Annotated in this window: 16 protein-coding genes; 11 read left to right on the forward strand and 5 right to left on the reverse strand. The window is 44.3% G+C overall.

Annotated elements, in window-relative coordinates; genetic code table 11:
• The first annotated feature begins 3 nt into the window (after nt 1-3).
• Nucleotides 4-783 (forward strand): LytR/AlgR family response regulator transcription factor, encoded by a 780-nt coding sequence (locus B2746_RS17025; RefSeq protein ID WP_290796363.1) that lies wholly within the window; start codon nt 4-6, stop codon nt 781-783.
• Nucleotides 784-795: 12 nt separating this feature from the next.
• On the opposite strand, the gene B2746_RS17030 is transcribed toward B2746_RS17025, so the two are convergent.
• Nucleotides 796-3,867 (reverse strand): ligand-binding sensor domain-containing protein, encoded by a 3,072-nt coding sequence (locus B2746_RS17030; RefSeq protein WP_290796365.1) that lies wholly within the window; start codon nt 3,865-3,867, stop codon nt 796-798.
• 228 nt (nt 3,868-4,095) lie between these two features.
• Between B2746_RS17030 and B2746_RS17035 the strand changes: the two genes are divergently transcribed.
• Genes B2746_RS17035 through B2746_RS17045 form a run of 3 tightly spaced genes read left to right on the forward strand, consistent with a single transcriptional unit; the run spans nt 4,096 to nt 6,956 of the window.
• A complete protein-coding gene (locus tag B2746_RS17035; RefSeq protein WP_290796367.1) occupies nt 4,096-5,433 on the forward strand; it encodes a glycosyltransferase in 1,338 nt (445 codons plus the stop codon).
• 25 nt (nt 5,434-5,458) lie between these two features.
• Entirely contained in the window at nt 5,459-6,241 is a 783-nt protein-coding gene (locus tag B2746_RS17040) for a DUF5602 domain-containing protein (protein ID WP_290796369.1), read from the forward strand.
• 10 nt (nt 6,242-6,251) lie between these two features.
• Nucleotides 6,252-6,956: a hypothetical protein gene (locus tag B2746_RS17045; RefSeq protein ID WP_290796371.1), complete on the forward strand. Its 705-nt coding sequence runs from the start codon at nt 6,252-6,254 to the stop codon at nt 6,954-6,956.
• 36 nt (nt 6,957-6,992) lie between these two features.
• Here the strand turns inward: B2746_RS17045 and B2746_RS17050 are convergent, their stop codons facing one another.
• Nucleotides 6,993-8,702, reverse strand: coding sequence for a phytoene desaturase family protein (locus B2746_RS17050; protein ID WP_290796373.1), 1,710 nt, complete (start codon nt 8,700-8,702; stop codon nt 6,993-6,995).
• Nucleotides 8,703-8,776: 74 nt separating this feature from the next.
• Here B2746_RS17050 and B2746_RS17055 point away from each other — a divergent pair, with 74 nt between their 5' ends.
• Nucleotides 8,777-9,022 (forward strand): acyl carrier protein, encoded by a 246-nt coding sequence (locus B2746_RS17055; RefSeq protein WP_290796375.1) that lies wholly within the window; start codon nt 8,777-8,779, stop codon nt 9,020-9,022.
• A 1-nt stretch (nt 9,023) separates the two neighbouring features.
• Here the strand turns inward: B2746_RS17055 and B2746_RS17060 are convergent, their stop codons facing one another.
• Nucleotides 9,024-9,470, reverse strand: a complete 447-nt coding sequence (locus tag B2746_RS17060; protein WP_290796377.1) for a DoxX family protein — start codon at nt 9,468-9,470, stop codon at nt 9,024-9,026.
• Nucleotides 9,471-9,640: 170 nt separating this feature from the next.
• Between B2746_RS17060 and B2746_RS17065 the strand changes: the two genes are divergently transcribed.
• Nucleotides 9,641-10,228, forward strand: a complete 588-nt coding sequence (locus tag B2746_RS17065; protein ID WP_290796379.1) for a diheme cytochrome c-553 — start codon at nt 9,641-9,643, stop codon at nt 10,226-10,228.
• A 74-nt stretch (nt 10,229-10,302) separates the two neighbouring features.
• Here B2746_RS17065 and B2746_RS17070 read toward each other — a convergent pair whose 3' ends face one another.
• Complete coding sequence (locus tag B2746_RS17070; RefSeq protein ID WP_290796381.1) at nt 10,303-11,160, reverse strand: dienelactone hydrolase family protein; 858 nt, start codon at nt 11,158-11,160, stop codon at nt 10,303-10,305.
• Between the two features lie 127 nt (nt 11,161-11,287).
• Between B2746_RS17070 and B2746_RS17075 the strand changes: the two genes are divergently transcribed.
• Nucleotides 11,288-13,453, forward strand: a complete 2,166-nt coding sequence (locus B2746_RS17075; RefSeq protein WP_290796383.1) for an alpha-galactosidase — start codon at nt 11,288-11,290, stop codon at nt 13,451-13,453.
• Nucleotides 13,454-13,483: 30 nt separating this feature from the next.
• Complete coding sequence (locus B2746_RS17080) at nt 13,484-14,443, forward strand: D-2-hydroxyacid dehydrogenase (protein ID WP_290796385.1); 960 nt, start codon at nt 13,484-13,486, stop codon at nt 14,441-14,443.
• A 17-nt stretch (nt 14,444-14,460) separates the two neighbouring features.
• Here the strand turns inward: B2746_RS17080 and B2746_RS17085 are convergent, their stop codons facing one another.
• Entirely contained in the window at nt 14,461-14,670 is a 210-nt protein-coding gene (locus B2746_RS17085) for a dodecin family protein (protein ID WP_290796387.1), read from the reverse strand.
• Nucleotides 14,671-14,918: 248 nt separating this feature from the next.
• On the opposite strand from B2746_RS17085, the gene B2746_RS17090 reads away from it, so the two are divergent.
• From B2746_RS17090 to B2746_RS17100, 3 genes are all read left to right on the forward strand, one after another.
• Nucleotides 14,919-17,915 (forward strand): SusC/RagA family TonB-linked outer membrane protein, encoded by a 2,997-nt coding sequence (locus tag B2746_RS17090; protein WP_290796389.1) that lies wholly within the window; start codon nt 14,919-14,921, stop codon nt 17,913-17,915.
• Nucleotides 17,916-17,933: 18 nt separating this feature from the next.
• Nucleotides 17,934-19,370, forward strand: coding sequence for a RagB/SusD family nutrient uptake outer membrane protein (locus B2746_RS17095; protein WP_290796391.1), 1,437 nt, complete (start codon nt 17,934-17,936; stop codon nt 19,368-19,370).
• A gap of 191 nt (nt 19,371-19,561) precedes the next feature.
• Nucleotides 19,562-22,837, forward strand: a complete 3,276-nt coding sequence (locus B2746_RS17100; protein ID WP_290796393.1) for a GH92 family glycosyl hydrolase — start codon at nt 19,562-19,564, stop codon at nt 22,835-22,837.
• The last annotated feature ends 9 nt before the right edge of the window (nt 22,838-22,846 follow it).

Here is a 22,846-nt window from a genome sequence, read left to right on the forward strand (position 1 = left end):
TATATGAAAGTACTCATAGTAGAAGACGAAGAACTGGCGGTAAAAAAATTGCAAAAAACCCTGCAGGCAGTTGATGCATCGGCCGAAGTAGTGGGCATTACCGACAGTATCCGTTCATCCGTAAAATGGTTGCAGGACAACCAGGCGCCTGATCTGATCCTGATGGATATAGAACTCGCAGACGGACAAAGTTTCGAAATTTTCGATAAGGTGGATGTAAACAGTACCGTGATTTTCACCACTTCCTACGATGAATATGCCCTCAAAGCCTTTAAGGTAAACAGTGTGGATTACCTGTTGAAGCCAGTTCAAAAGGAAGACCTTGAAGCCGCCATCGAGAAATTTCATCGGATGAAACGTTTGATGAAAGGCTCGGAACCTGCCGGAAATCTCAATATGGATAACCTGGTAAAGGAATTGCAGCAACGTCTGCAGCCAAAAGATTTTCGTAAACGGTTCCTCGTAAAACAGGGCCAAAAACTCGTTAGTGTGGAAGTAGAGGAGATCGCATATTTCTATAGCGATGGCCGTGTCAATTTTTTTAAAACTCGCGATAGCCGCAAGTTCATTGTCGATTACACCATGGACGAACTCGAAGCCATGCTGGATCCCGATCGCTATTTCCGGATCAGCCGTTCTTTTTATGTTTCAATCGAAAGTGTGGACCAGATCCACGATTATTTCGGCAACCGCCTGCTGCTGAATTTAATTCCTGTACTGGATAAAGAATCGATTGTGAGCCGGGAGAAAGTAACGGACTTCAAACGCTGGATGGGGAAGTAGGGAGGTGAAAGGTTAGGTTCGCAGTTTCATCTCCAGCCGCACCAGCGTGCCGGTATTCAGTTCCGAAAGGATTTCGAGATGGGCACCGATGGCGGCGGCACGTCGTTTCATATCCAGGATACCCCTGCCCTTAGCAACGCCTGTTGTATCAAATCCTTTCCCATCGTCCTGTATCACTAATTGCAATTTCTTTTTACGCAAGCGCAACTGTACCTGGATATTCCGGGCATCGGAATGTTTCACCGCATTTACAACAGCCTCCTTAAAAATAGATAATAATTCATAACGGTGTTCCATATCCGAATGTTTATCCTCGATAAACGGATCGGCATCAATCTGAATATTGATATCGTGCATGGATTCCTGTTCCAGCGCAAACTGTTTCATGCGCTCGAGTGTTTTCACCAGCTGATCGTTCTGCGGATTAATACTCCACACCATATCGTACATGGCCTGCGTCATCCGGTTACTGGTTTCACTGATATGATGGATATAATCGCGGGTCCGCAAATGATCCTGTTCGATCTTGGTTTTGGCCAACTCACTTGAAATATTAATACTGCTGAGTGAATTCGTCAGATCTTCTGTCAAACTCGTTGCAATCCGGGTTCTAATACTCTCGGTTGCCCTGATTTTTTGCATGCGTAAACGATCGAGCCAATACAGAAAAACGATCGCAATAAAAACCATCAGCGCCATAAACCAATAGGAGCGCCAGAACGGTGGTTTTACCTGAATGGCCAAACTTGTAATACGGGCTGATTCCTCACCATCACCATTAACCGCTTTTACCATAAATGTATAGTTGCGATAAGGCAGGTAATTATAGATGGCCTGGTTACGAGTCGACCGAACCCAATCTTCATCCAACCCATCCAGCTTATGATAATAAATCAATTGTCCATGTTCGAGGTATTGAAGCGAAGCATAGTCGATCTTAATCGAATTATTATTGTGATTAAGTTCCAGTCTGCCTTCCGGACGGATGGAATCATAATTAACCCGTTTATTCATGACCTCCATACCGGTGATGGTAACCTGAGGCGGCAGAATGGAATGCATTACTTTATCCGGATCAAAAACCAGAAAATTATGACTGGTTGTAAATGCGAGCAAAGAATCGTGGATGCGAAAAGCACCTCCCGAAGTGAAATTGTCAAACTGGATGCCATCCCTCCGGTCGAAAATAGTAAAAGAGTTTTGCTTGAGATTCCATCGGCATAAACCGTTTTGTAATCCGATCCACACCCTGCCTTTTTTATCTGTTTGAAGCAGATAGGCTGAATTCGATGGCAGTCCATCATCGGACGATACAATACGATGCGTCATATTTCGCGTATTCAGCACCGTTATATTGGCTGTTGCCAGTAATAAGAGGCTGTCATTATAACGGATGATATCCGTGGGAGAATCATTGCCACTTTTCCAACCCGATGATTCTTTGGTAACATGGTGCAATATTTTACCGGTAGCAGGATCTATATGATAGGTACCCCAGCCGAGGGTGCCTACCCATAAACTTCCATCCCAGTCGATATATAATTTATGAACGAGTCCGAGTTCATGCACCAGTTCGTATCCTTTAGTGGGATCGCCCCCTGATTTTTTAAAATCCCATTTAACCAGGCGGCCTCCCTGTGTGCCAAACCAGATATTTCCTTCCCGGTCCTCTGCCATTTGCCGGATGGTTCTTTCCTTAAAAATGGGAGGTTGGCTTGCCCAGACCTTACCGGTTTTCGGGTTGTACACTTTCATGAAACCGGTTTGTTCACCCAAAAAAATAAGTCCTGTTTTCGAATGCTCCTGAATAAACCAGAGATTCATATTATCCTTCCATCGATCAAAGGCCGGTGGTGTTCGAACAGGTTGAAAAAGGCTGTCATAAATATAAACACCGACTCCCCAGGTGCCTACCCAGATTTGTCCGTTTTTCAATTGTTTTACATGTTCTACCGGTCCGTCGAGTGGCTGTTTTTGGTTGGGTCGCAGCAGGTAATACGCGTTGAAAGCCTGTGCGCCCGGATTGAAAAGAAATAATCCATCTGTCGTGGCCAGCCAGGCATTCTGATCACGGTCTTCGAATAGTTGGAGGCCCACATCAAACCGAAACTGTTCGCTGAAAGGCGCGGATTGATGTACAAATTGAAAACTCTGACGAAGTGTATCAAATTCAGCAATAAAGGGAAGTCCGTATAACCAGATGGTTCCATTTTTTTGTTGCGTCATCCCTCTGTATTCATGATATTCTTTTGGGATTTGCTGACCGATATAATGTCTGGTTTTTTTTCCGGTAGCGCCATCGTACCAATAGGAATATGGCACAGGATGCCGGTAGGGCCAGTGGAAAAGAAGGATACTTTTACTGCCATGTATAGGTTCTATTGCCTGAATATTATGGATGCCGGCAAAACTTTCAATAATGGGATCGCCGGAGGCATTTGAACCTGCAAAGGAACTTCGTTTCAATTGAGGTTCATATTTTATCAGCCCGGAATCGCAGCCCAGCCAAAATACCTTGCGGTTGGCATCCGGCTGGAAATAGAGCACCACCCAGTTGGCCGGTATAGCAAATTGTTTTGCCATGGCCACAAAGCGTTCCTGTTTCTCATCGTATAAAAATACACCCTGACCAATCATCAGCAGGTAAAGATTGCCATTCCAGTCCTGTTTAAAAATGGACGTATGAAATAAACTATGTGGTTTAGGTTGCATCTCCACCGGAACATCGCGATAGGTAAAGCGGGCCCCGTCAAAAAGTCCCACCCGGTTATCCTCATTCACTATCCAGATCCGTCCTTTTTTATCACAAAAAAGCGTAGCCAGGTTATTGGACGGGATGCTGTTGGGTGTATTTCGGTTATGCTTGAAGGTGATGAAGTCGCGGCCGTCGAAACGCTGCAGTCCATTTGTTGTAGCCAGCCATATATATCCTTTTGTATCCTGTCCAACTGCATTAACGTGGTTGGATACCAGACCGTTTGCCGTAGTGTATTGGGTAAAGGAATATTGCCGGGCCTGCTGGGCCAGGAGTGGAGCTGTTTTGAGCAACAGGACCATGAAGAAAACTTGCAGATGCTTTGCCATTTCAGAATTGGGTAGTCAAATATACTTCGCTGCCGGTTTTAAACGGGAGTGATCCGCTTGTTTGTTGGAATAAGGGATGGACTGATGAATTCCGGGTATCAATTGTTAACTAGATAAGCTCGTTACAATTGGTAGCGGGATTTTGCGGTTTCATGCAGGTATTGGTTTGTTTGGAGTGTTCCGGGTGGTAGTATTGCTGCTGAATTAACCAACCTTATCAGATCAACTATGAACCCCAAAAAAGGCAGGAGAATCCTGTTTGCCAATGTTCCTGCGGATGGACATTTCAATCCGCTTACTTCGCTGGCTGCTCATTTAAAAGCAGAAGGCTATGAAATAGCCTGGTACAGTTCTGGTTTATATGCAGAGAAAATCAGGCAGTTAGGTATACTGCATTTTCCCTTTCGGAAAGCGATGGACATCAATGCAGCAACTATTGATATGATTTTGCCACAGCGACAAAAAATCAAAGGTAAACTGGCGCTACTGAATTTTGATATGCAGGAGTTTTTTATCAGAAGAGGGCCCGAATATTATGAAGATATTGCGGCGATTTATGAGGCGTTCCCCTTCGATTTATTTATTGCGGATTGTGCGTTTACCGGTATTCCCTATGTCAAAGATAAGATGGGCATCTCGGTATTATCAATCGGGATTATGCCACTAATGGAAACTTCCCGCAATCTGGCGCCACCCGGATTAGGGCTGCCGCCTGCAGGAACTTTGTTTGGAAAATTATGGCATCGGATACTGAGAAAAGTTATTCTGGATTATGTGTTTCGTCCATCTTCCCGGTTATTGCATCAGTTGTTGGATGAGCATGCGATTTATCATGGTAATCAGCACCTATTTGATCTGGCGGTTACCAAATCGGATCTCTATCTGCAAAGTGGTACCCCTTCTTTTGAGTTTGAGCGGGAGGACCTGAATGAGCGGGTTCGGTTTATTGGTCCGGTTTTGCCGCAGAAAAAAATAAGCAATAGAAAAGCCTGGTATGATTCACGTGTTGAATCGTATGAGCGGGTGGTGTTGATAACGCAGGGAACTTTTGAAAAAGATACCACCAAATTATTGGAGCCGGCATTAGAGGCGTTGCGAAACAGCAACTATCTGGTAATCATAACAACGGGTGGCTATGGTACAGACCGCCTTCGCCAGCAATACCTGGCACCCAATATTATCATTGAAGATTTTATCCCTTTTGAGGAAGTGATGCCCTATGCAGATGTATATGTTTCCAATGGCGGGTATGGGGGCGTGCTCTTATCGATTCAGCAGGAGGTTCCTCTGGTGGTTGCGGGCATGAATGAAGGGAAATCGGAGATCAATGTGCGGGTTGGTTATTTTGGGTTGGGTATAAATCTGAATACCGAGCGTCCAACAGTAAAAGCCATCCGGAATGCCGTAGAGATCGTATTGAAGGAGGATGCATATCGCGATAATGTTAAAGAAATGGCGCGAGAGTTTTTGCAATACCAGCCGGCCACTTTAACCTCTTTGTATGTGCGTGAACTTCTCCTCAACAAACGTATAAAAGAACCAGTTCGCAGTTTATCCTTAATATAAACCATTAACCATTAAAACAATCTACATGAAAAAAAGATGGAGCAATTTGCTGCTTGTTGCAGCTGTAGTAGGATTCAGTTCCTGCAGTAAAGATGACAATGAAAACAACGGAATTTTTAAAGGGGCGCAGATAAGTTTCCATGAGGGGAAAGCGCATTCCTGGATTCAGGTATCAAAAGAAGGTAAACCGGAAAAATTAGGGATTTCGATCAATGACAAAGCCTGGAATAATTTGCCGGTAGGAGGTGATGGGGGGCATAATCATGCCAACAGTGTTACCTTGCCTTTGCATGCTAAAGCGTTGACGCTTACACCATTCAAACATATCGGACTGGATTGGAATCCGGCCGGACATGAGCCGGAAGAAGTGTATACCTTGCCGCATTTTGATTTTCATTATTATCTGATCAATGAAGGGGAACGGATGGCGATTCCACCGTATGAGCAAAATCCGACTGGTTTTGACAATGTTCCCGCAGCGGGATATTTCCCCGCGAATTATATCGCGCCTCCGGGTGGAGTTCCTCAAATGGGAAAACATTGGCTGGATGCAACGGCACCTGAATTAAACGGGTCAACCTTTACGGAAACCTTTTTATTCGGGTCCTATAACGGAAAGGTGAATTTTTGGGAGCCGATGGTAACCAAATTATTTATTGAGCAGTCCAATGGATTTGTACGGGCGATTCCACAACCGCAGAAATTTCAGACAGCGGGATATTATCCCACTAAGATGAAGATTAAGCGGACAGGTGGAAACCGGGAAATTACGTTGGAAGATTTTGTATACAGAGAAGCAACCAACTAAACTAACTAAAATGCGCAGGTTTAATATATTTCAGACATCGCACAGTGCTTTAAGGGCACAGTTGCTGGATGCCAGCCTGCAGCTACAGTTTACCAATTTTTCTCAGATACAGCAGGTACAGCATCGGTTCGATCAGGTGATTGAACTGGTGCTGGCTTGTCAACGCCAGGCGGAAGAGGAAAGTAGGTATATCATACCGGCACTTGAGCCATTTGCGGTGCGGGTGCCGGAATGTTTTGCTGCAGATAAAACAGGTCGGATATCGCCATTGGACCGGATTGTGGAGCATATGCGGGTATTTGATGAGGAAGCGGGTTCAGTACGTTCGCGTAAATGGGCACCGGCACTATTTTCTGCGAGTTTCCGGCATTTGTCGGATTGGGTAATTCAGGCGATGCAGCGGCAGGAAGAAATGCTGAATCCACTTTTATGGAAATATTTTTCGGATGATGCTATTTATGCGCTGCAATTAAAAATTGAAGGCAAGCAAACCATGTCGGAATGGCTGGATTTGTGTTCCTGGATGATGAAGGATATGGATGATGCGGATATTGCAAACTGGTTAAATACCATGGAGCAGGGTTTACCCAAACCAGTGTTTGAGTTGCTGCTGGAAAAAATTACCGGTGAATTACCCCTGTTGAAATGGGACCTGGTTGAAGGTCACCGGAAAGGTGTCAGACACATGTCTAAGAGCGTCCTGACATGTATCTGACACCTCTCTAACACTGTTCTAACACCTGTCTGACACCTAAACCTGGGCCTCCCGGCGTTTTGCCCTTTCGGATGGAGTGGGCGCAGTGGAAAACGGATATTGATCATTACTGAATTCCGGATGCAGCAAGGGTTCTTCCACCAATGCTTTTCCATCCATATACCGGGCCATGCTCTTAAATAAAGATGGCCGCTCCTTTTTGAAAATCAGAAATGCCGCATTGGCGCCTGCTTTGACGGCTATCGGAACACCGCCACCTAATTCTGCCCAATGTCCGCCTAAGATCAGGTTTCTCACCGGTGTTTGATAATGCGCAATTTTCGCCTGCATATTGGCCCTGCCCGGACGAGCACCCATCATCGTACCATTCTTATTTCCCGTATAACGATAATGAGTAACCGGAGTAGCAACTTCGTAAAACAGAATATGCGATTTGAGTCCGGGTGCTATTTTATCTTCCACCCGCGCAATTAGTTTTTCAGCTATTTTCTGTTTCAATTCTTTATAGGCTTCCCCACGAACATAATTTCCATCTGCATCGCGGGAGGTTTTCCATTCATCCATATACTTCATTTCAGCCGGCATATAAATAGTCAGGGTACCCTGATGCTCCGGACACAAGGTTTTATCGCGTACAGTAGCAGCCAATACACTTACTTCAACGGTTTCAGGATTTCCATTCGAATATGCATCAAAGGGAAGGTTTTCATCCACCAGGTGAATCATCTCTTCATTAAAACCAAGCTGTTCAGCCGGACAATCCAGCGCAATGGACAGTGTAACAGATGAAGTATACAATTCCGCCTGGCGTAATTTTTCTTTTAATTTCGCCGGAATCGCCTCAGCCGGAAGCATTTTTTCATAGATCGTTTCGATATCATTGGCTGCGATTACATACCTGCTTTTAAATGTATAGGCTTTGTTTCGGTGCAGAAAATGAACTCCTTTCGCCTGGTTATCTTCCACAATAATATCCGTTACCTTACTTTGAAATAGTACCTGTCCCCCGCGCGATTCAATATTGTGTTGCAACCATTTGGGTATCATCTGGCTGCCCCCTTTAGGCGGACTCTGAAAATCGCCATAGTAAGCCCAGCCGATGGGAACAAAACAACCGATCAATTCATGTTCGGATGCGAAAATCCGATGCAATCCCGGGTCTTTGAAAAATTTATTCAGTCCTTTTTTCAGCCCCTTTTCACCACTGTACATAACATAGGGAATAAAAGGGATCACAAAACGAAAAGTCTTGTATCCTGATGAAATTTTTTCCCAGGTTGTCATATTTTCTTTGGAACGAAAAACAGTGTTGAATTCCTTAAAAGAGCGGCCAATTTTTTTGGCGCTGGCAAAGAATCTACGGATCCCTTTTTCCTCGTGAGGATATTCTTTAATCAACTGATCTCTCCATTCATCCGGATTGTTAGTTAGCAAATAATTAAAATTATTTCCCATATAACGACGAATCCGCTGTTGGGGAACAGCTGTGGGATAATCTTTTCCAACCAAATCAAAAATACGGCAGATGAGTCCACCCGGACCGTATTGGTTCAGCCAGTGAATGGCCGTGTCGAACAGAAAGTTTTTCCTTCTAAAGCCGGCGAGATAGCCACCCGCATGTGGTTCTTTTTCCAATACACAAACACGGTAACCGGCCTTGGTTAACAATGCAGCGGCAGTTAAGCCACCCACACCCGACCCGATTACAATTACATCATAGGACTCGTTTAAACCTGGTTTAAGCATGCGAGAAAATTACTAAACAGTTGGCATTAGTTGTACATTTGAGTAGGATATTAAACATATTTATTTTGAATGGTATGACAGAAACGCAAATCATAGAGAAAATCAATCATTTTTTAGCTGAAGAATTTGAAGTTGCACCCGAGAAAATAAAACCGGATGCACAGTTGAAGGAGACGCTTGAGCTGGATAGTCTGGATTATATAGATCTGGCGGTTGTGATAGAGCACAACCTTAATTTTAAGGTAAAACCGGAAGATTTTACCCGGATGATTACCGTGCAGGATTTTTATAATTACGCTTTTGCGAAATGTGGGGTATAATTTATTTCAACTTTTCTTTTTCCATATCATCTGCCTTTATAGACCATGGGCCATCACCGGCCACCAGAAAATAAACAAGCAATACCAATACAATAAGAGAAACGATCAATTCAGGAAAAGGTTTCCATAACGCACGCGAGGTGTTTACGAAAAAAATCGCTCCCAATAGTATGGGAATCTGAATAAGGGTGGCGATTCTGGTATAGGCACCAAGAATCATCAAAATTCCACCCAGCAGATGTGCTACGAAAACATAATGTCCGAGTACCACCAGCGCAAATTCCGGCATTGGTAGTTTAGCATCCACCTGAGCCATCAGATGACTCATGTTATAGACAAACTGAATTCCCTTGATACACAAAAAAATGCCGAGGGCAATCCGTACGATGTCCATCCATTGGGGATGATGCCTGTCACCCCACAATTCAATACGATGAAGAAGATTCATAACGTAGAGTTGATGTGAAAGAATAAAGAGCTACCTTGAAGGTACGAAAATCTTATTGGTGGCAGTTCAACCACCGATTTCCCCAGTCTATTCAATAATTCCTTGATTTGCCCGGTCTCTTAGTCTACCTTGGTCTCTTAATACATTAACCAATAAACAACCTACAAACAATGAAAAAGATTTTATTGACGGCAGTTGGAATGGCAGCTATCATTGCTATTACCACAGTTGCCTGTCAGCCGCCAGCCGGTGAAACTAAGCCAGCAGAAGAAACTGCAGCAGCTGAGGATCCGGTTAAACGAGGCGAGTATCTTGTCAATACGATTGGCTGCGACGACTGCCATTCTCCTAAAAAAATGGGTCCGCGTGGCCCGGAGTTGGATCTTGAGAACCGTTTTGGCGGGCATTTATCCACGCACCCGATTGGACCGATTGATACTTCTGTTTTGTCAAAGGGATGGGCTTTGTTTGGTCCTGAACTGACGGTTGCAGTTGGACCCTGGGGCATTTCCTATTCTGCCAATATCAGTGGAGATTCAACGGGGATTGGCAACTGGACGGAAGAGCAATTTTTCCGTGCGATGCGGGAAGGAAAATATAAAGGATTGGAAGCAAGCCGTCCACTTTTACCACCTATGCCCTGGCAGAATTTTGCAAAGTTGAAGGACGAGGATTTGCGTGCGATTTTCCTTTACCTGAAATCAACCAAACCAGTAAATAACGTGGTTCCTGCTCCGAAGCAACTTAGTTCCCTATAAGGTGTCAGATAGGTGTTAGAACTGTGTTAGAGAGGTGTCAGACACCAGTTGGAACTGGTGTCTGATACCTCTTGTTAAAACTTCTTTCTTAGATAACCTAGCGCCATTTCGTAGGCTTCTTTGGTTTTTGCTGCATCGTGTTTGGGATTGCTTGGATTGGCAAAACCATGTACGGCATCGAATATTTTATATTGCAGTTGTTTGCCGGCTGATTTCATGTCAACAGCAAATTGTTCTATGATTTCTTTAGAGATATATTGCTCATTGGCGAAAAGGCCCAGCACATCTGAATTGAGCTTTTTTAGTTGCTCCACATCCTTAACCGGCATTCCGTAGAAGATTACGGATCCTATATTTTGGTTACCCCCTATAATGGCGGATCGAAGCGACCAGCTTCCACCAAAACACCAGCCAATATTCGCAACTTTTGCATTGGAACCAGCAAAATGATAGGCCCCTTTCACTATAGATTCCAACCTTGTCGGATTGGTACCCTGCATGTATTGTCCCGCTATTTTGGGATCAGCCGTCACTTTTCCGTCATACATATCTATCGCAAGCACATTCACCGATTCGCCCAAATCTGAATAATATCGATCCGCTTCCTGCTTGATATGATCATTGAGCCCCCACCATTCCTGATAAACGAAAAGCCATTTGAAACTAGTCTGTTTCGCTTTGACCAGATAGGCACCCGCTGATTTTCCATCCGAAGTGGGGTAGGAGATCATCTTACCCAATTCATTTGCCGAAATTGGGATAGGGATCGGATGAAGTGCCTGAAATTCAGGATCTCCGGCAAAAGCAATCATTCCATCTTCGAGCGGATGACAGATTACAGCGTTCTTAAAATGTGACGTGTTGTCAACCGGCATCCACCAACTCATTCCGGTTAGCAGAATTGTAAAAGGGATTAAAAGTAATTTTATCATAATGTTTGTTTAGGTGTCAGACACTAGTTCCAACTGGTGTCTGACACCTGTAGTAATACTGTTCTAACACAGTTCTAACACCTGTCTGACACCTTTTCGGTAATTTCCGAATAAATTAGTAGAACTCATGCGATTTTTTGCAGCTTGCTTTCTTATTGTAACCCTTTGTTCCACCAAACTATTTGCACAGCCGCTTCCGGAGAAGGACTGGCTGCTTAACCCGGCCGGTTTTGAAGCAGTTATTGAGGAATCGCCCAACAAAGCTACCCTCACGCTCTCCAACGGACTCATCCGCAGAACCTTCCGCCTACAACCCAACCTGGTCTGTTACGATTATACCAACCTCAGCACCAACCAGCAACTCATCCGGACCATCCGTGAAGAAGCGCGTATAAGCATCAACGGCAGCTCCTATAAAATCGGCGGATTAACACCTCCCGCAGAAAAAGCCTATTTCCTTCCAGAATGGCTGAATACCGGCAATACAACCGACAGCTCTTTCCGCTACCTCAACTATACCATAGCAGAAATTCAACCCGCCATCCAATGGAAGAAGAAATTCTGGTCTGCTGGGGCGCTTCCTGCAAAAGGAAAAAGAATCATTTTCAGGTATACATCTCCCTTAGCTGACCTTAAAGGCCTTGAACTGGATATCCTTTATGATATATACAACGGTATCCCTCTGATCAGTAAATCCGTTCAGGTACGCAATCAATCCGGAAAAAACCTTATAATCGATACCATCGTAAATGAAGTATTAGGTATGGTGGAAGAGGAGAGCGCTGTCATTGGAAGTCCGTCCCAAATGAAAAAGCCAACCGGACTTTATTTCGAATCCAACTACGCCTTCAATAATTCCATGCGGTATGAATTGAGTGATCAGACCCTGCATTGGAAAACCGATCCCGCTTACACATCGCAGGTAAATTACAATTATGAAACTCCCTGCCTGCTTGAAATCTATCCAGATCATGGTCCGGGTTCCGAAATTAAGCCCGGCGAATCTCTCCAATCCATTACCACTTATGAACTCGCGATGGACAACAGCGACCGGGAACGCCGGGGGTTAGCCGTACGAAAAATGTACCGCACCATCGCGCCCTGGATTACTTCCAACCCAATCTTTATGCACCTCGTCAGTAAAAACGATGACGAAGTAAAAACCGCCATTGAACAGTGTGCGGCAACTGGTTATGAAGCCCTGATCCTAAGCTTTGGCAGCCACTGTAATATGGAAGATACCAGTGCCGCAAATATTAAAAAATGGAAAGAACTCGCCGATTTCGCACACAGCAAAAAAATCTTTATCGGAAGTTATTCGCTTTTCAGTTCCCGTCGCATCAATGATGAAGAAGATGTCATAAACCCCAAAACAGGAAAGCCCGGTGGAACTATGTTTGGAAATGCTCCCTGTCTTGCCAGCAACTGGGGAATCAATTATCTAAGGACCCTCAGAACCTTCATGGAAAAAACCGGTTTTGATATTTTCGAAAATGATGGTCCTTATCCGGGTGATCGATGTGCTTCTACCAAACACCCCGGACATAAAGACCTGCATGATTCGCAATGGAAACAGATGGAATTGCAGAAAGGTTTGTATCGATGGTGCAATGAAAATGGCATTTATGTAAATGCCCCGGACTGGTATTTTCTCGACGGTACGCATAAAATCGCGATTGGATACCGGGAAGTCAATTTCTCCCTCAGCAGGGAACAACAAAAAATCCTAAACCGGCAAAATATTTACGATGGTACCTGGGAAAAAACAAGTTCCATGGGATGGGGATTTGTGCCACTTACAAAATACCAGGGGGGCGGACCGGAAGCAATACTCGAACCGTTATCCGAACACCTCACTGATTACGAGCAACTCATGATGCAATACTATGGTTCGGGCGTGCAGGCCTGTTATCGGGGACCTCGTCTTTACGATACCGAAGCCACCCGGCAAACGGTTGTAAAAGTGATCAACTGGTACAAAAAATACCGCCAAATTCTTAATGCCGATATCATCCATCTGCGAAGGGCGGATGGCCGTGATTGGGATGGAATCCTGCATATTGATCCAACCCAGCCAACAAAAGGTCTCGCTATGCTGTATAATCCAACAGAAACAGCAATTATACGAACCATCCGGTTACCACTATACTATACCGGACTTTCGCTTAACGCAAGAATAACCGAACAGGAAAATCGAAGTCAAACGGTGAGCATTAACCGGGATTTCACTGCCACTATAACCGTTACCATTCCAGCCAATGGATATACCTGGCTGACTGTAACAGCACCATAAACTTTATATTTAGCAGCTAAAATAAGTGCGATGAAAATTGTTGTGCTCGATGGCTACACCCTGAATCCCGGTGACCTTTCCTGGTCAAGCCTGGAAATATTAGGCAATTTAACAGTATATGACCGTACCTGCCAGGACGATATTATTCCAAGAGCTAAAGATGCAGACGTTATATTAACCAACAAAACTCCGCTTCCAGCAACCATTCTGGAGCAATTACCTCAACTCAAATTCATCAGTGTTTTAGCGACCGGATATAATATAATAGATATAGATTGCACTCGTCGGTTAGGCATTATTGTTAGTAATGTACCGGGTTACAGTACCGCTTCGGTTGTGCAGCTCGCCTTTGCATTATTATTGGAACTCACCCATCGTGTTCAGCAACACAGCGATGCGGTTATGAATAGCCGTTGGGTGTCATCACCTGATTTTTCTTTTTGGAATCAACCTCTTATGGAACTGGCCGGAAAAACCATCGGCATCATCGGCTTTGGTGATATAGGAAAAAAGATGGCTGATCTTGCCACTGTTCTTGACATGAACATGCTGGCCTACAGCAGAACCCAAACCGATCAGCAACATAGAAAGAATTTCCGTTGGGCAACCATTGATGATTTGTTCAGCCAGTCTGATATTATCAGTTTGCACTGTCCCCTAACACAGGAAACAAATGAAATTATCAACGCTGCCAGTTTAAAGCAGATGAAAAAATCTGCGTATTTGATCAATACCGCGCGCGGTCCGCTTATCAACGAAATCGATCTTGCAAACGCATTAAATGAAGATTGGATAGCAGGAGCAGGACTGGATGTTTTGAGCATAGAACCGCCTCAACCAGATAATCCTTTACTAATAGCAAAAAACTGCCTGATTACCCCTCATATTGCCTGGGCCACCGTAGAAGCCCGCCAACGATTACTGAATGAAACGGTAGCCAATGTACATGCCTTCCTAAACGGCCAACCCATCCACCAGGTCAACGGGTAACATCTAGCCTCTTTTTATCACTTCCCTTTGTCGATTTCAAAACTCAACTTTACCGTCACCCGGTACTCGGTGATTTTATTATTAACAACAGTAGCACTCATATCCTGCACATAGGCAGACCGGATATTATGCAGGCTTTTGGAAGCTTCGGTAATTGCCTGCTGGGTTGCATCTTCCCAACTCTTGGTGGAGTTCGCCATCAATTCCAATACTTTAACAACTGACATAGTATTTGTTTTAACGTTAATGGAATGAATTACATATTAAAGGTAGTTTTCTTGTGATTAACAAAGTATAAATAAAATAAAATGTGTTTCGGTAGAAAAGAATAAGTAATCAATCATCTAGAAACTGTTGTTAATCCTTGAATTTTACCATTCAACATATTCAACATACGCTCCTGCAACACTCGATCGTTTTGGGTTGTCTGTCCCATCACGGTAAGATGATGACACGTTAACACAAAATCAGCATTATGAGGAAATTTATCTTGTACTTAACGGTATTGATAACCATAAGTACATCTGCAGCTGCACAAAAAGCTGTTTCAGGAAAAGTGGTAGATGAAAAGGATGGAAGTCCAATAGTTGGGGCTACCATTCGCGTAAAAAACGGTGCCATTCTCGGCACTACCAACGAACAGGGAGGGTTCGCTGTGAACGCTCCGGCCAATGCAAGAACATTGGTATTTACCTTTGTAGGATACAATGAACTGGATGTTGCTATCATTAATGGAGAAATGCTGGTGAGTATGAAACAGGCCTCCCAATCACTCAATGAAGTGGTTGTGACCGGCTATCAAACCCGCAGCCGCCGCGCCAATACTGGTTCGGTTTCAGTGGTATCTATTGATGATATCCGTACACAGCCCAATGCATCTTTTGATCAGATGCTTCAGGGACAGGCACCGGGTATCAACGTAAAAACCGGATCCGGTCAGCCTGGTAGAAATGCGGATGTAATCATTCGTGGTAAAGGATCCATTAATGGTTCCAATGCTCCGCTTTATATCATGGATGGTGTGGAAATTCGGGCAGGTGATTTCAGCACACTTAACCAAAATGATTTTGAATCCGTAACAATTCTAAAAGACGCCGCTTCAACTGCCATATATGGTTCAAGGGGTGCAAATGGGGTTATTGTGATAACTACCAAAAAAGGAAGATCCGGCAAAATGCGCCTGAGTTACGACGGTCAAATTGGTACAGCCCGTTTGCCGGAGAATCAGCTGAAACTGATGAATACCCAGGAAAAACTGGATTTCGAAATGAATATCGCCGGTAATCCATATGGCTGGTCACCTGCTGAAGTAGAAGAACTGCGACAGATTAATGTCAACTGGAACGATTTTGTTTTCCGCAATGCAGGAATGCAATCGCACCAGATTTCTGCCTCAGGGGGCACAGATAAAACGACTTTTTATACTTCTATTGGAATGTACGACGAAGAAGGCATCACAGTTGGAACCGGGATTAAAAAATACAATGGACGGATCAATGTATCACATACGGATAATAACCTCAAAATTGGAGCCAACCTGGCTGGTGGCTGGTCGAATTATACCGGCACTTTCGAGGGTGATCAGAGCATTGGATCTGCACTGAACACCGTTATCTGGGCACTGCCCTATGAGCGAGCCATCAATGAAGACGGCTCCTATGGTGAATCCATACAGTTTCCATTCTGGATTAATCCGGTAGAGGATCTGACTGAAAATCCGAATCGCAGCTGGCAGTTGAAAGGCACGGGTAATATTTTTCTGGAGTACAAATTACCCTGGATCAAAAACCTGACCTACAGAATCAATGCTGGGGGCGATTATTCCCAACTGGAAGGATTCAGTATTATAAAAAATGGTACCCAGTCTGCCCGTCAGAATGAGGCATTCGGACAGGATTTTCGCCGCAATGGTGAAATCGCCCGAAGTCTGGAACGTCGATTCCGTTATACAGTAACCAATAGCCTGAATTACAAAACAAGTTTTGGTGCAGATGAAGATCATAGTTTATCCGCTACCTTATTTACGGAATTTGTAAAGAATACCTCAAGAGAGTTTGATTATACCGCCTATGGTGTATTACTTCCTTTTGATAATGAAGCCGGATTGGTGCCGGGTACTGCCGACAATGGATTTATCCCTGTTGTAGGAGGCGGATTCCCCGAAAATAATGCCCTGATGTCTTATTTTGGTCAGGTGGATTACGCCTATAAAGGCCGGTATTACCTGAGTTTGACCGGCCGTACAGATGGCTCTTCCAAACTGAGTCCGGAAAATCGCTGGACACAATACGGATCGGTGGGTGCCAGCTGGATCGTAAGTGATGAAGATTTTTACCATGTCAATTTCATGAACTTCCTGAAACTGAAAGCCAGTTATGGATCGGTAGGTAACCAGAATGGTATTGGTGATTTCCCGTATTTGCAACAATATGGCCGGGGTAGTTATGGCGGTCGTGGTTCCCTGAGTGTGAATCGCCTGGGTAATAACCTGCTTACCTGGGAGATCCGGAGCACCCTGAACGTTGGTGCTGATATGGAGTTTTTCCAGTCCCGTTTGAGAGCTTCTGTTGAATGGTATAGCAGTCTCACCAAAGGATTGTATTTCTCCCCCTTTGTGCCCAGTACCAGTGGTGGGAACGGTGCACTGCTCAGCAATAATGGTAGCATGCAGAACCGTGGAATTGAAGCATCTTTAGGTGTAAAAATCATCAATACCCGCGATTTCAAATGGTCGGTTGATATGAATTATGCTTATAATAAAAACACCATCAAGTCCCTTCCAAACGGACAGGATTTTCAATTGTATAAAAGTTTTCAGGCATTGCAGGTTGGTAAACCATTCAACAGTTTTTATCTGGTTCGATATGCCGGTGTAAATCCGGATAATGGAAATTCTCAATACTACAAAGCCGATGGCAAAACCATTACCGAACAATACGATGCGAATGATCTTGTGGTACTTGGTACCAGTGATGCGCCTCATAACGCTGGGATAACCACCGCCGTTAGCTATAAAGGAATTGAACTGAGCGCTTTTGGTGTTTATTCTGCCGGAAACTATATCTATAACAATGCCCGTTTCAATGTGGAATACAATGGATACACAACTTCCGGTTTTGCAAAAAGCGGATTAACTGCCTGGACTACACCCGGCCAGGTAACTAATTTCCCGAGACTCAGTGAAACTACAGAAGGAAGTACGACCCGTTTTCTCGAGAAAGGAGATTTCTTCCGGTTGAGAAATATCCAATTGGCCTATACACTGCCAACAGAAGTGGTAAGTCGCCTTAAAATTCAGGGTTTCCGGATTTTTGTACAGGGACAAAACCTCTATACCAGCTTTAAATTTCAGGGATGGGATCCGGAAGTTTCCACTGTCAACAACTTTGACGTAAACTCCAATGCTGCTGTAAGTGGGGCCCAATATCCATCCTTAAAGCGTGTAACCGTAGGCGTTAATCTTACCCTTTAATCACACAAAAAAGAAACAATGAAACGTACATTAATATATACAGCTGTACTGGCAGGATCGCTGTTCGCAATGGCGAGTTGCAACAAACAATTGGAAACAACTCCACAAACGGAATTGACCGAACTCAAAACATTTGAAGATGTTCAGTCGGCTCTGTTGGGTAGTTATGAAGGCTTTAAAAGCACGCGTTATTATAATAATCCGGCTGCAAGTGGTTCTGCAAGTGCCTGGAGTGCCCTGCCTGATTTGATGGGGGATGACATGATTGAAGCGCTGGAAAGTTTAGGTAACTGGCGGGTAATGTCTGAAATGGCTTTTAATGCAGATAATATTGCTGTGCAGCTGGCCTTTAGTCAGCCTTATGAGATTATCTCCAGAGTAAATAATGTGTTACAGGCCTTGCCTGAATATGAAACCGGTGATACGGAAGCAGAAGCAAAAACCATCCGGGCACAGGCGCTTGCCATCAGAGCACATGCACATTTTGATCTGCTTCGCTATTTTGCAACTGAATATGATCGCAATTCCACTGCGTTAGCGGTTCCATATGTAACCAGTTTTGATCCCTTAAATCCGTTGACAATTCTCCCATCGAGAAACACGGTTAAGGAAGTGTATGACCGGGTTTTTGAAGATTTGGCAGATGCACTGGTTGCATTTGATGAAGGTGGTGATCCCGCCAATAATACAGCCCGTTATTATATCGATAAAACTGTAGTATATGCGATGCGAGCCAGAATCAATTTATATGCTAAAAACTGGCAGGCTGCCATCGATGATGCTACTCTTGCACTGAATGATCGTGGATTGACCAATGAAGAAGGATATGTGGCTGTATTTTCAACTGATACAGAAGCTGCACCATCCAGTGAAGTATACTGGGCAATTCCTTCTGATAATGCCATCACACCAGGTGGTGCCATTTCCGGAGGCAATCCAAGTTACCGGGTAGCCACTCCATTATCTGATTTGATTGAAGACCTGGGCGGTGCCTACGATGAGCCGGGTGTGATTCTTTTTAATCAGGATGGTATTGGCGGATTTCAACGCACGATTGTTGATAAATATCCTGGCGTTAACAGCTTCAAAGTTTTCCGCGCGGGCGAAATGATGCTGATACGTGCAGAAGCCAAACAGCGGTTGGATGATGCTACTGCCCTGAATGATCTGAATGAATTGCGAGCTGCCCGTGGTGTGGATGAAGGTACTGAAACCGGTGATGATCTGCTCGATGCTATTTTATTGCTGCGTCGGGTGGAATTGCTTGGCGAGGGACATCGTTGGTTTGATCTCAAACGCACCACCCGGATAATTAACCGCAGCGAATGTGGAGTAGCTGATGGATCTTCTTCCAATAATTGTTCATTTGGCGCCGATTCCCGTTCCTGGGCATTCCCGATTCCTTTCAACGATATCAGGGTGAATACCAACCTGGTTCAAAATCCGGGATATTAGGAGGTGAAAGGTGAGAGGTGAAAGGTGAAAGGATAGAGGTGAGAGGTGAGAGGTGAAAGGATAGAGGTGAGAGGTGAGAGGTGAGAGGTGAGAGGTGAGAGGTGAGAGGTGAGCGGGTTTGCGCAAATTGAAGGAAGCGCAAACGATAGGCGCGATTTAACCTGACACATATTACTTATTTTGGGGCTTATATGAATAAGCCCCATTTTTTATTTTCAGCAGGGAAGGTTAGTCTGCTTTTACTTGCGGTTATACCATATGCCGGGTTTGCGCAATCCAATCCGCAGGCAAAATCTGATACACCGGACATCACGCCCCTTGAGCACGTCAACCCTTTTATAGGCACAACAAATGCCGAACAACCCACCAAATGGGGAGCCGAGGGTGGAACTTATCCTGGTGCAGTAGCACCCTGGGGCCTTATTCAATTGAGTCCGGAAACCAAAACCGGTCACCTGAAAGGCTATGATTACCGTGATTCAACCATTTATTTTTTTAGTTTAGCCAACCACAGCAGCGGTTATCCGAACGGATCTGCAGGCAGTATGAAAGTATTACCCCTGGCAGATCCTCGTTTCAGAAAAAAATACACTGCCGGCAGGCCCTTCCGGCACCAGCAGGAAAAAGCTTCACCCGGATATTACAAAGTGCAGTTCAATGATGATCAGGGATCGGTTGAAATGACCAGTGCCGTGCATACCGGACTCTTCCGCTTTAGTTTTCCCAACGGCATTCTGCCCAGAATTTTCCTGGGCGATATGGGCAAACTCATCACAAGATCCAAACGATTGCTTTACAGTGAACGGCTCCACCTGGTAATCAGTTTCCCTTCGGATATGATGGGGATGGAAAATGTGGAGGGTGGGACCATCCTCACCTTCGCCCATAAACCCGGTGATAATTCCGTATTGATGAAGGTATCTCTCTCCACGGTAGATGAAACCGGGAGTATGCGAAATATGCGGGCTGAATGCCCGGGTTGGGATTTTGAACAATTTAAAGCAATCAATCAGCAAAAATGGGCTGCACTGCTGAACAATATTGAAATTGAAGACGAATCATCTGAAAACAAAACCAAATTCTATACGGCACTTTATCATTCCTATCTGGTACCCTGGATTATTTCGGATGTAGATGGCCGTTATAAAGGTGCAAGAGGTAAAATTTACCAAACCAAAGGGAAAAATCAATATGGAAAATTCTCTCCCTGGGATACCTACCGCAGTTTGCATCCACTCTTAACCTTATTAGAGCCGGCTGTACAGGAAGATATGATCCGTTCCATGCTGGATGTTTTTGAGCAAACCGGAAGACTTCCCAAAGGCCCCATGACAGGTTATCATTCCTTACCGGTGATCCTGGATTCATGGAGAAAAGGTATCAAAGGATTCAACATTCAGCAAGCCTGGACCGCTATGAAAGCATCGCTTGATTCAACCGCTGCAGAACCTGATTTTGCCGAATATATCCGGCTGGGATATGTATCAGCTGCCTTTTCCGAATCCGTAACCAAAACCGTAGAGTTTGCTTATAATGATTGGGTCATGGCGGAAATGGCCAAAGAGCTGGGTGATACAGCTGCGTATGCTATCTACGCACCCCGTGCCATGAACTACAGAAATCTTTTTCATTTTCCCACGGGGTTTATTGTGCCTAGAAAAGGCAATCAATTTATTATTGAGCCGGAAAGCAACGGCTATAAAGAAGGTGATAAATGGATTTACAGTTATGTTATTCCCCATGATGCAAGAGGATTGGTGAACCTGATGGGAGGGGACTCCTCTTTTTCAGCGCGATTGGATTCCGCCCTGGCCACAGGTTTGTTATTATTTGACAACGAACCGGCATTTCATGTTCCTTATCTTTTCAATTTTACGAATGAACCCGCAGTATCACAGGCATGGTTACGTGAAATCATGCAGCAGAAATTTACTGGAGGTCCGGGTGGGATTCCAGGCAATGATGATCTTGGATCCATGTCGAGTTGGTTTGTTTTCAGCGCTATGGGATTTTATCCGGTTGCAGTAGGAGCCCCGGTATATGAAATTGGATCACCCCTGTTTAAAAAGCTAAAGATTAAGTTAGAGGGAGATAAATCCCTAACAATCTCTGCTCCGGGAAATTCATCCAAATCTTTGTATGTGCAACAGCTTGAGCTAAATGGACAAAAGCAGAATCGATTATTTCTTCAGCAGGATGAAATCGCAAAGGGAGGAATCGTCCATTTTACCATGGGAAATGAACCTGCAAACGGGGCATTTCAGAACACCGAATTTAAAGGAAGATCTGCCACCAAATTGCCAATGAATGTAAGCGTTACGGGTTATCATATCCCCAATACCAGGGTTCACCCAAATGATCCTGTGTGGTTACATTATTCACTAACAAACAAAGGCGCAGAAGGTAACCATGCGATTGAAGTTATAGCTGATGGAAGACCCGCAGGATCAAAAAATACCTGGGTGCCTGCTGATAGCAGTGTAACTGATTCCATCGAAATCAGGCTGTATTTGCCAGGAGAACATCGTATAAAAATAAAAGGAGGAAGTGACCTGTTGGTTACAGTCGATCTTCCTGCAACTCAATCAGTCGGCAAATTTGAAATAGTACAATTGCAGGCCAAACCATTGGCGGCGATTGGAAAAGAACATCTCCTGGAATATGCCATAAAAAATAGTACCGGTCGCGTTGATACGGCAATTGTATTGATACGTAACAATGGCCGGGTGCAAAAGGAAGAACGGATCATTTTACAACCAGGTGAACAAAAAGTACAATCCAGCACTTTTATACCAGCTGATCCGGGTATTCAATTGGTAGAAATTGGAAATAAATCTATTCGAATCAAATCAGTTGAGCGTGCAACGGATAAAATGGTGTTGGATATTGCAATGGGGAAAAATAAGCCGGGGGATATTATCAAAGATTTGTCCGGTCTTGGAAACGATGGCCAATATATTCAGGAAACCAGAATCATGGGCGATAATTCCACTCAAACCATTGAGTATGTTCAATTCGAAAATTCAGCCAGTCTGGATGAATTGGAAGAAGAAATAACCATTATGGCCTGGGTATTGCCCGGTAAACAGCAGGGAATGGCTGATATTATTTCAAAAGGCGATTTCATTGTAATTCAGCAGTCTGGACGTACACTTAGTTTTTTTGCAGGCGGTTGGGGACAGGGAAGCTGTGATATTACGCTGCCTGCCAATTGGGAAAATAAATGGCACCATATTGCCGGTGTTTGTAAGGGGCGTCAGTTTACACTCTATCTTGATGGTGTGAAAGCAGGGTCTTTCGAAATAGATCGAGCAGTGAATTTGTCCAGCCGATTGCGTTGGGTTTTAGGTGGAAATGAAGAATTTCCTGATCAACGATACTTCAATGGTCGGATTAATGGGTTTAAAGTATTTGCAGCAGCATTAAATGCAGATGAAATTGAAGAAGAAATGTTGCCGATGGAGTAAGGAGCAAAG

This window comes from Flavihumibacter sp. UBA7668, assembly GCF_002483205.1.
Taxonomy (GTDB): domain Bacteria; phylum Bacteroidota; class Bacteroidia; order Chitinophagales; family Chitinophagaceae; genus Flavihumibacter.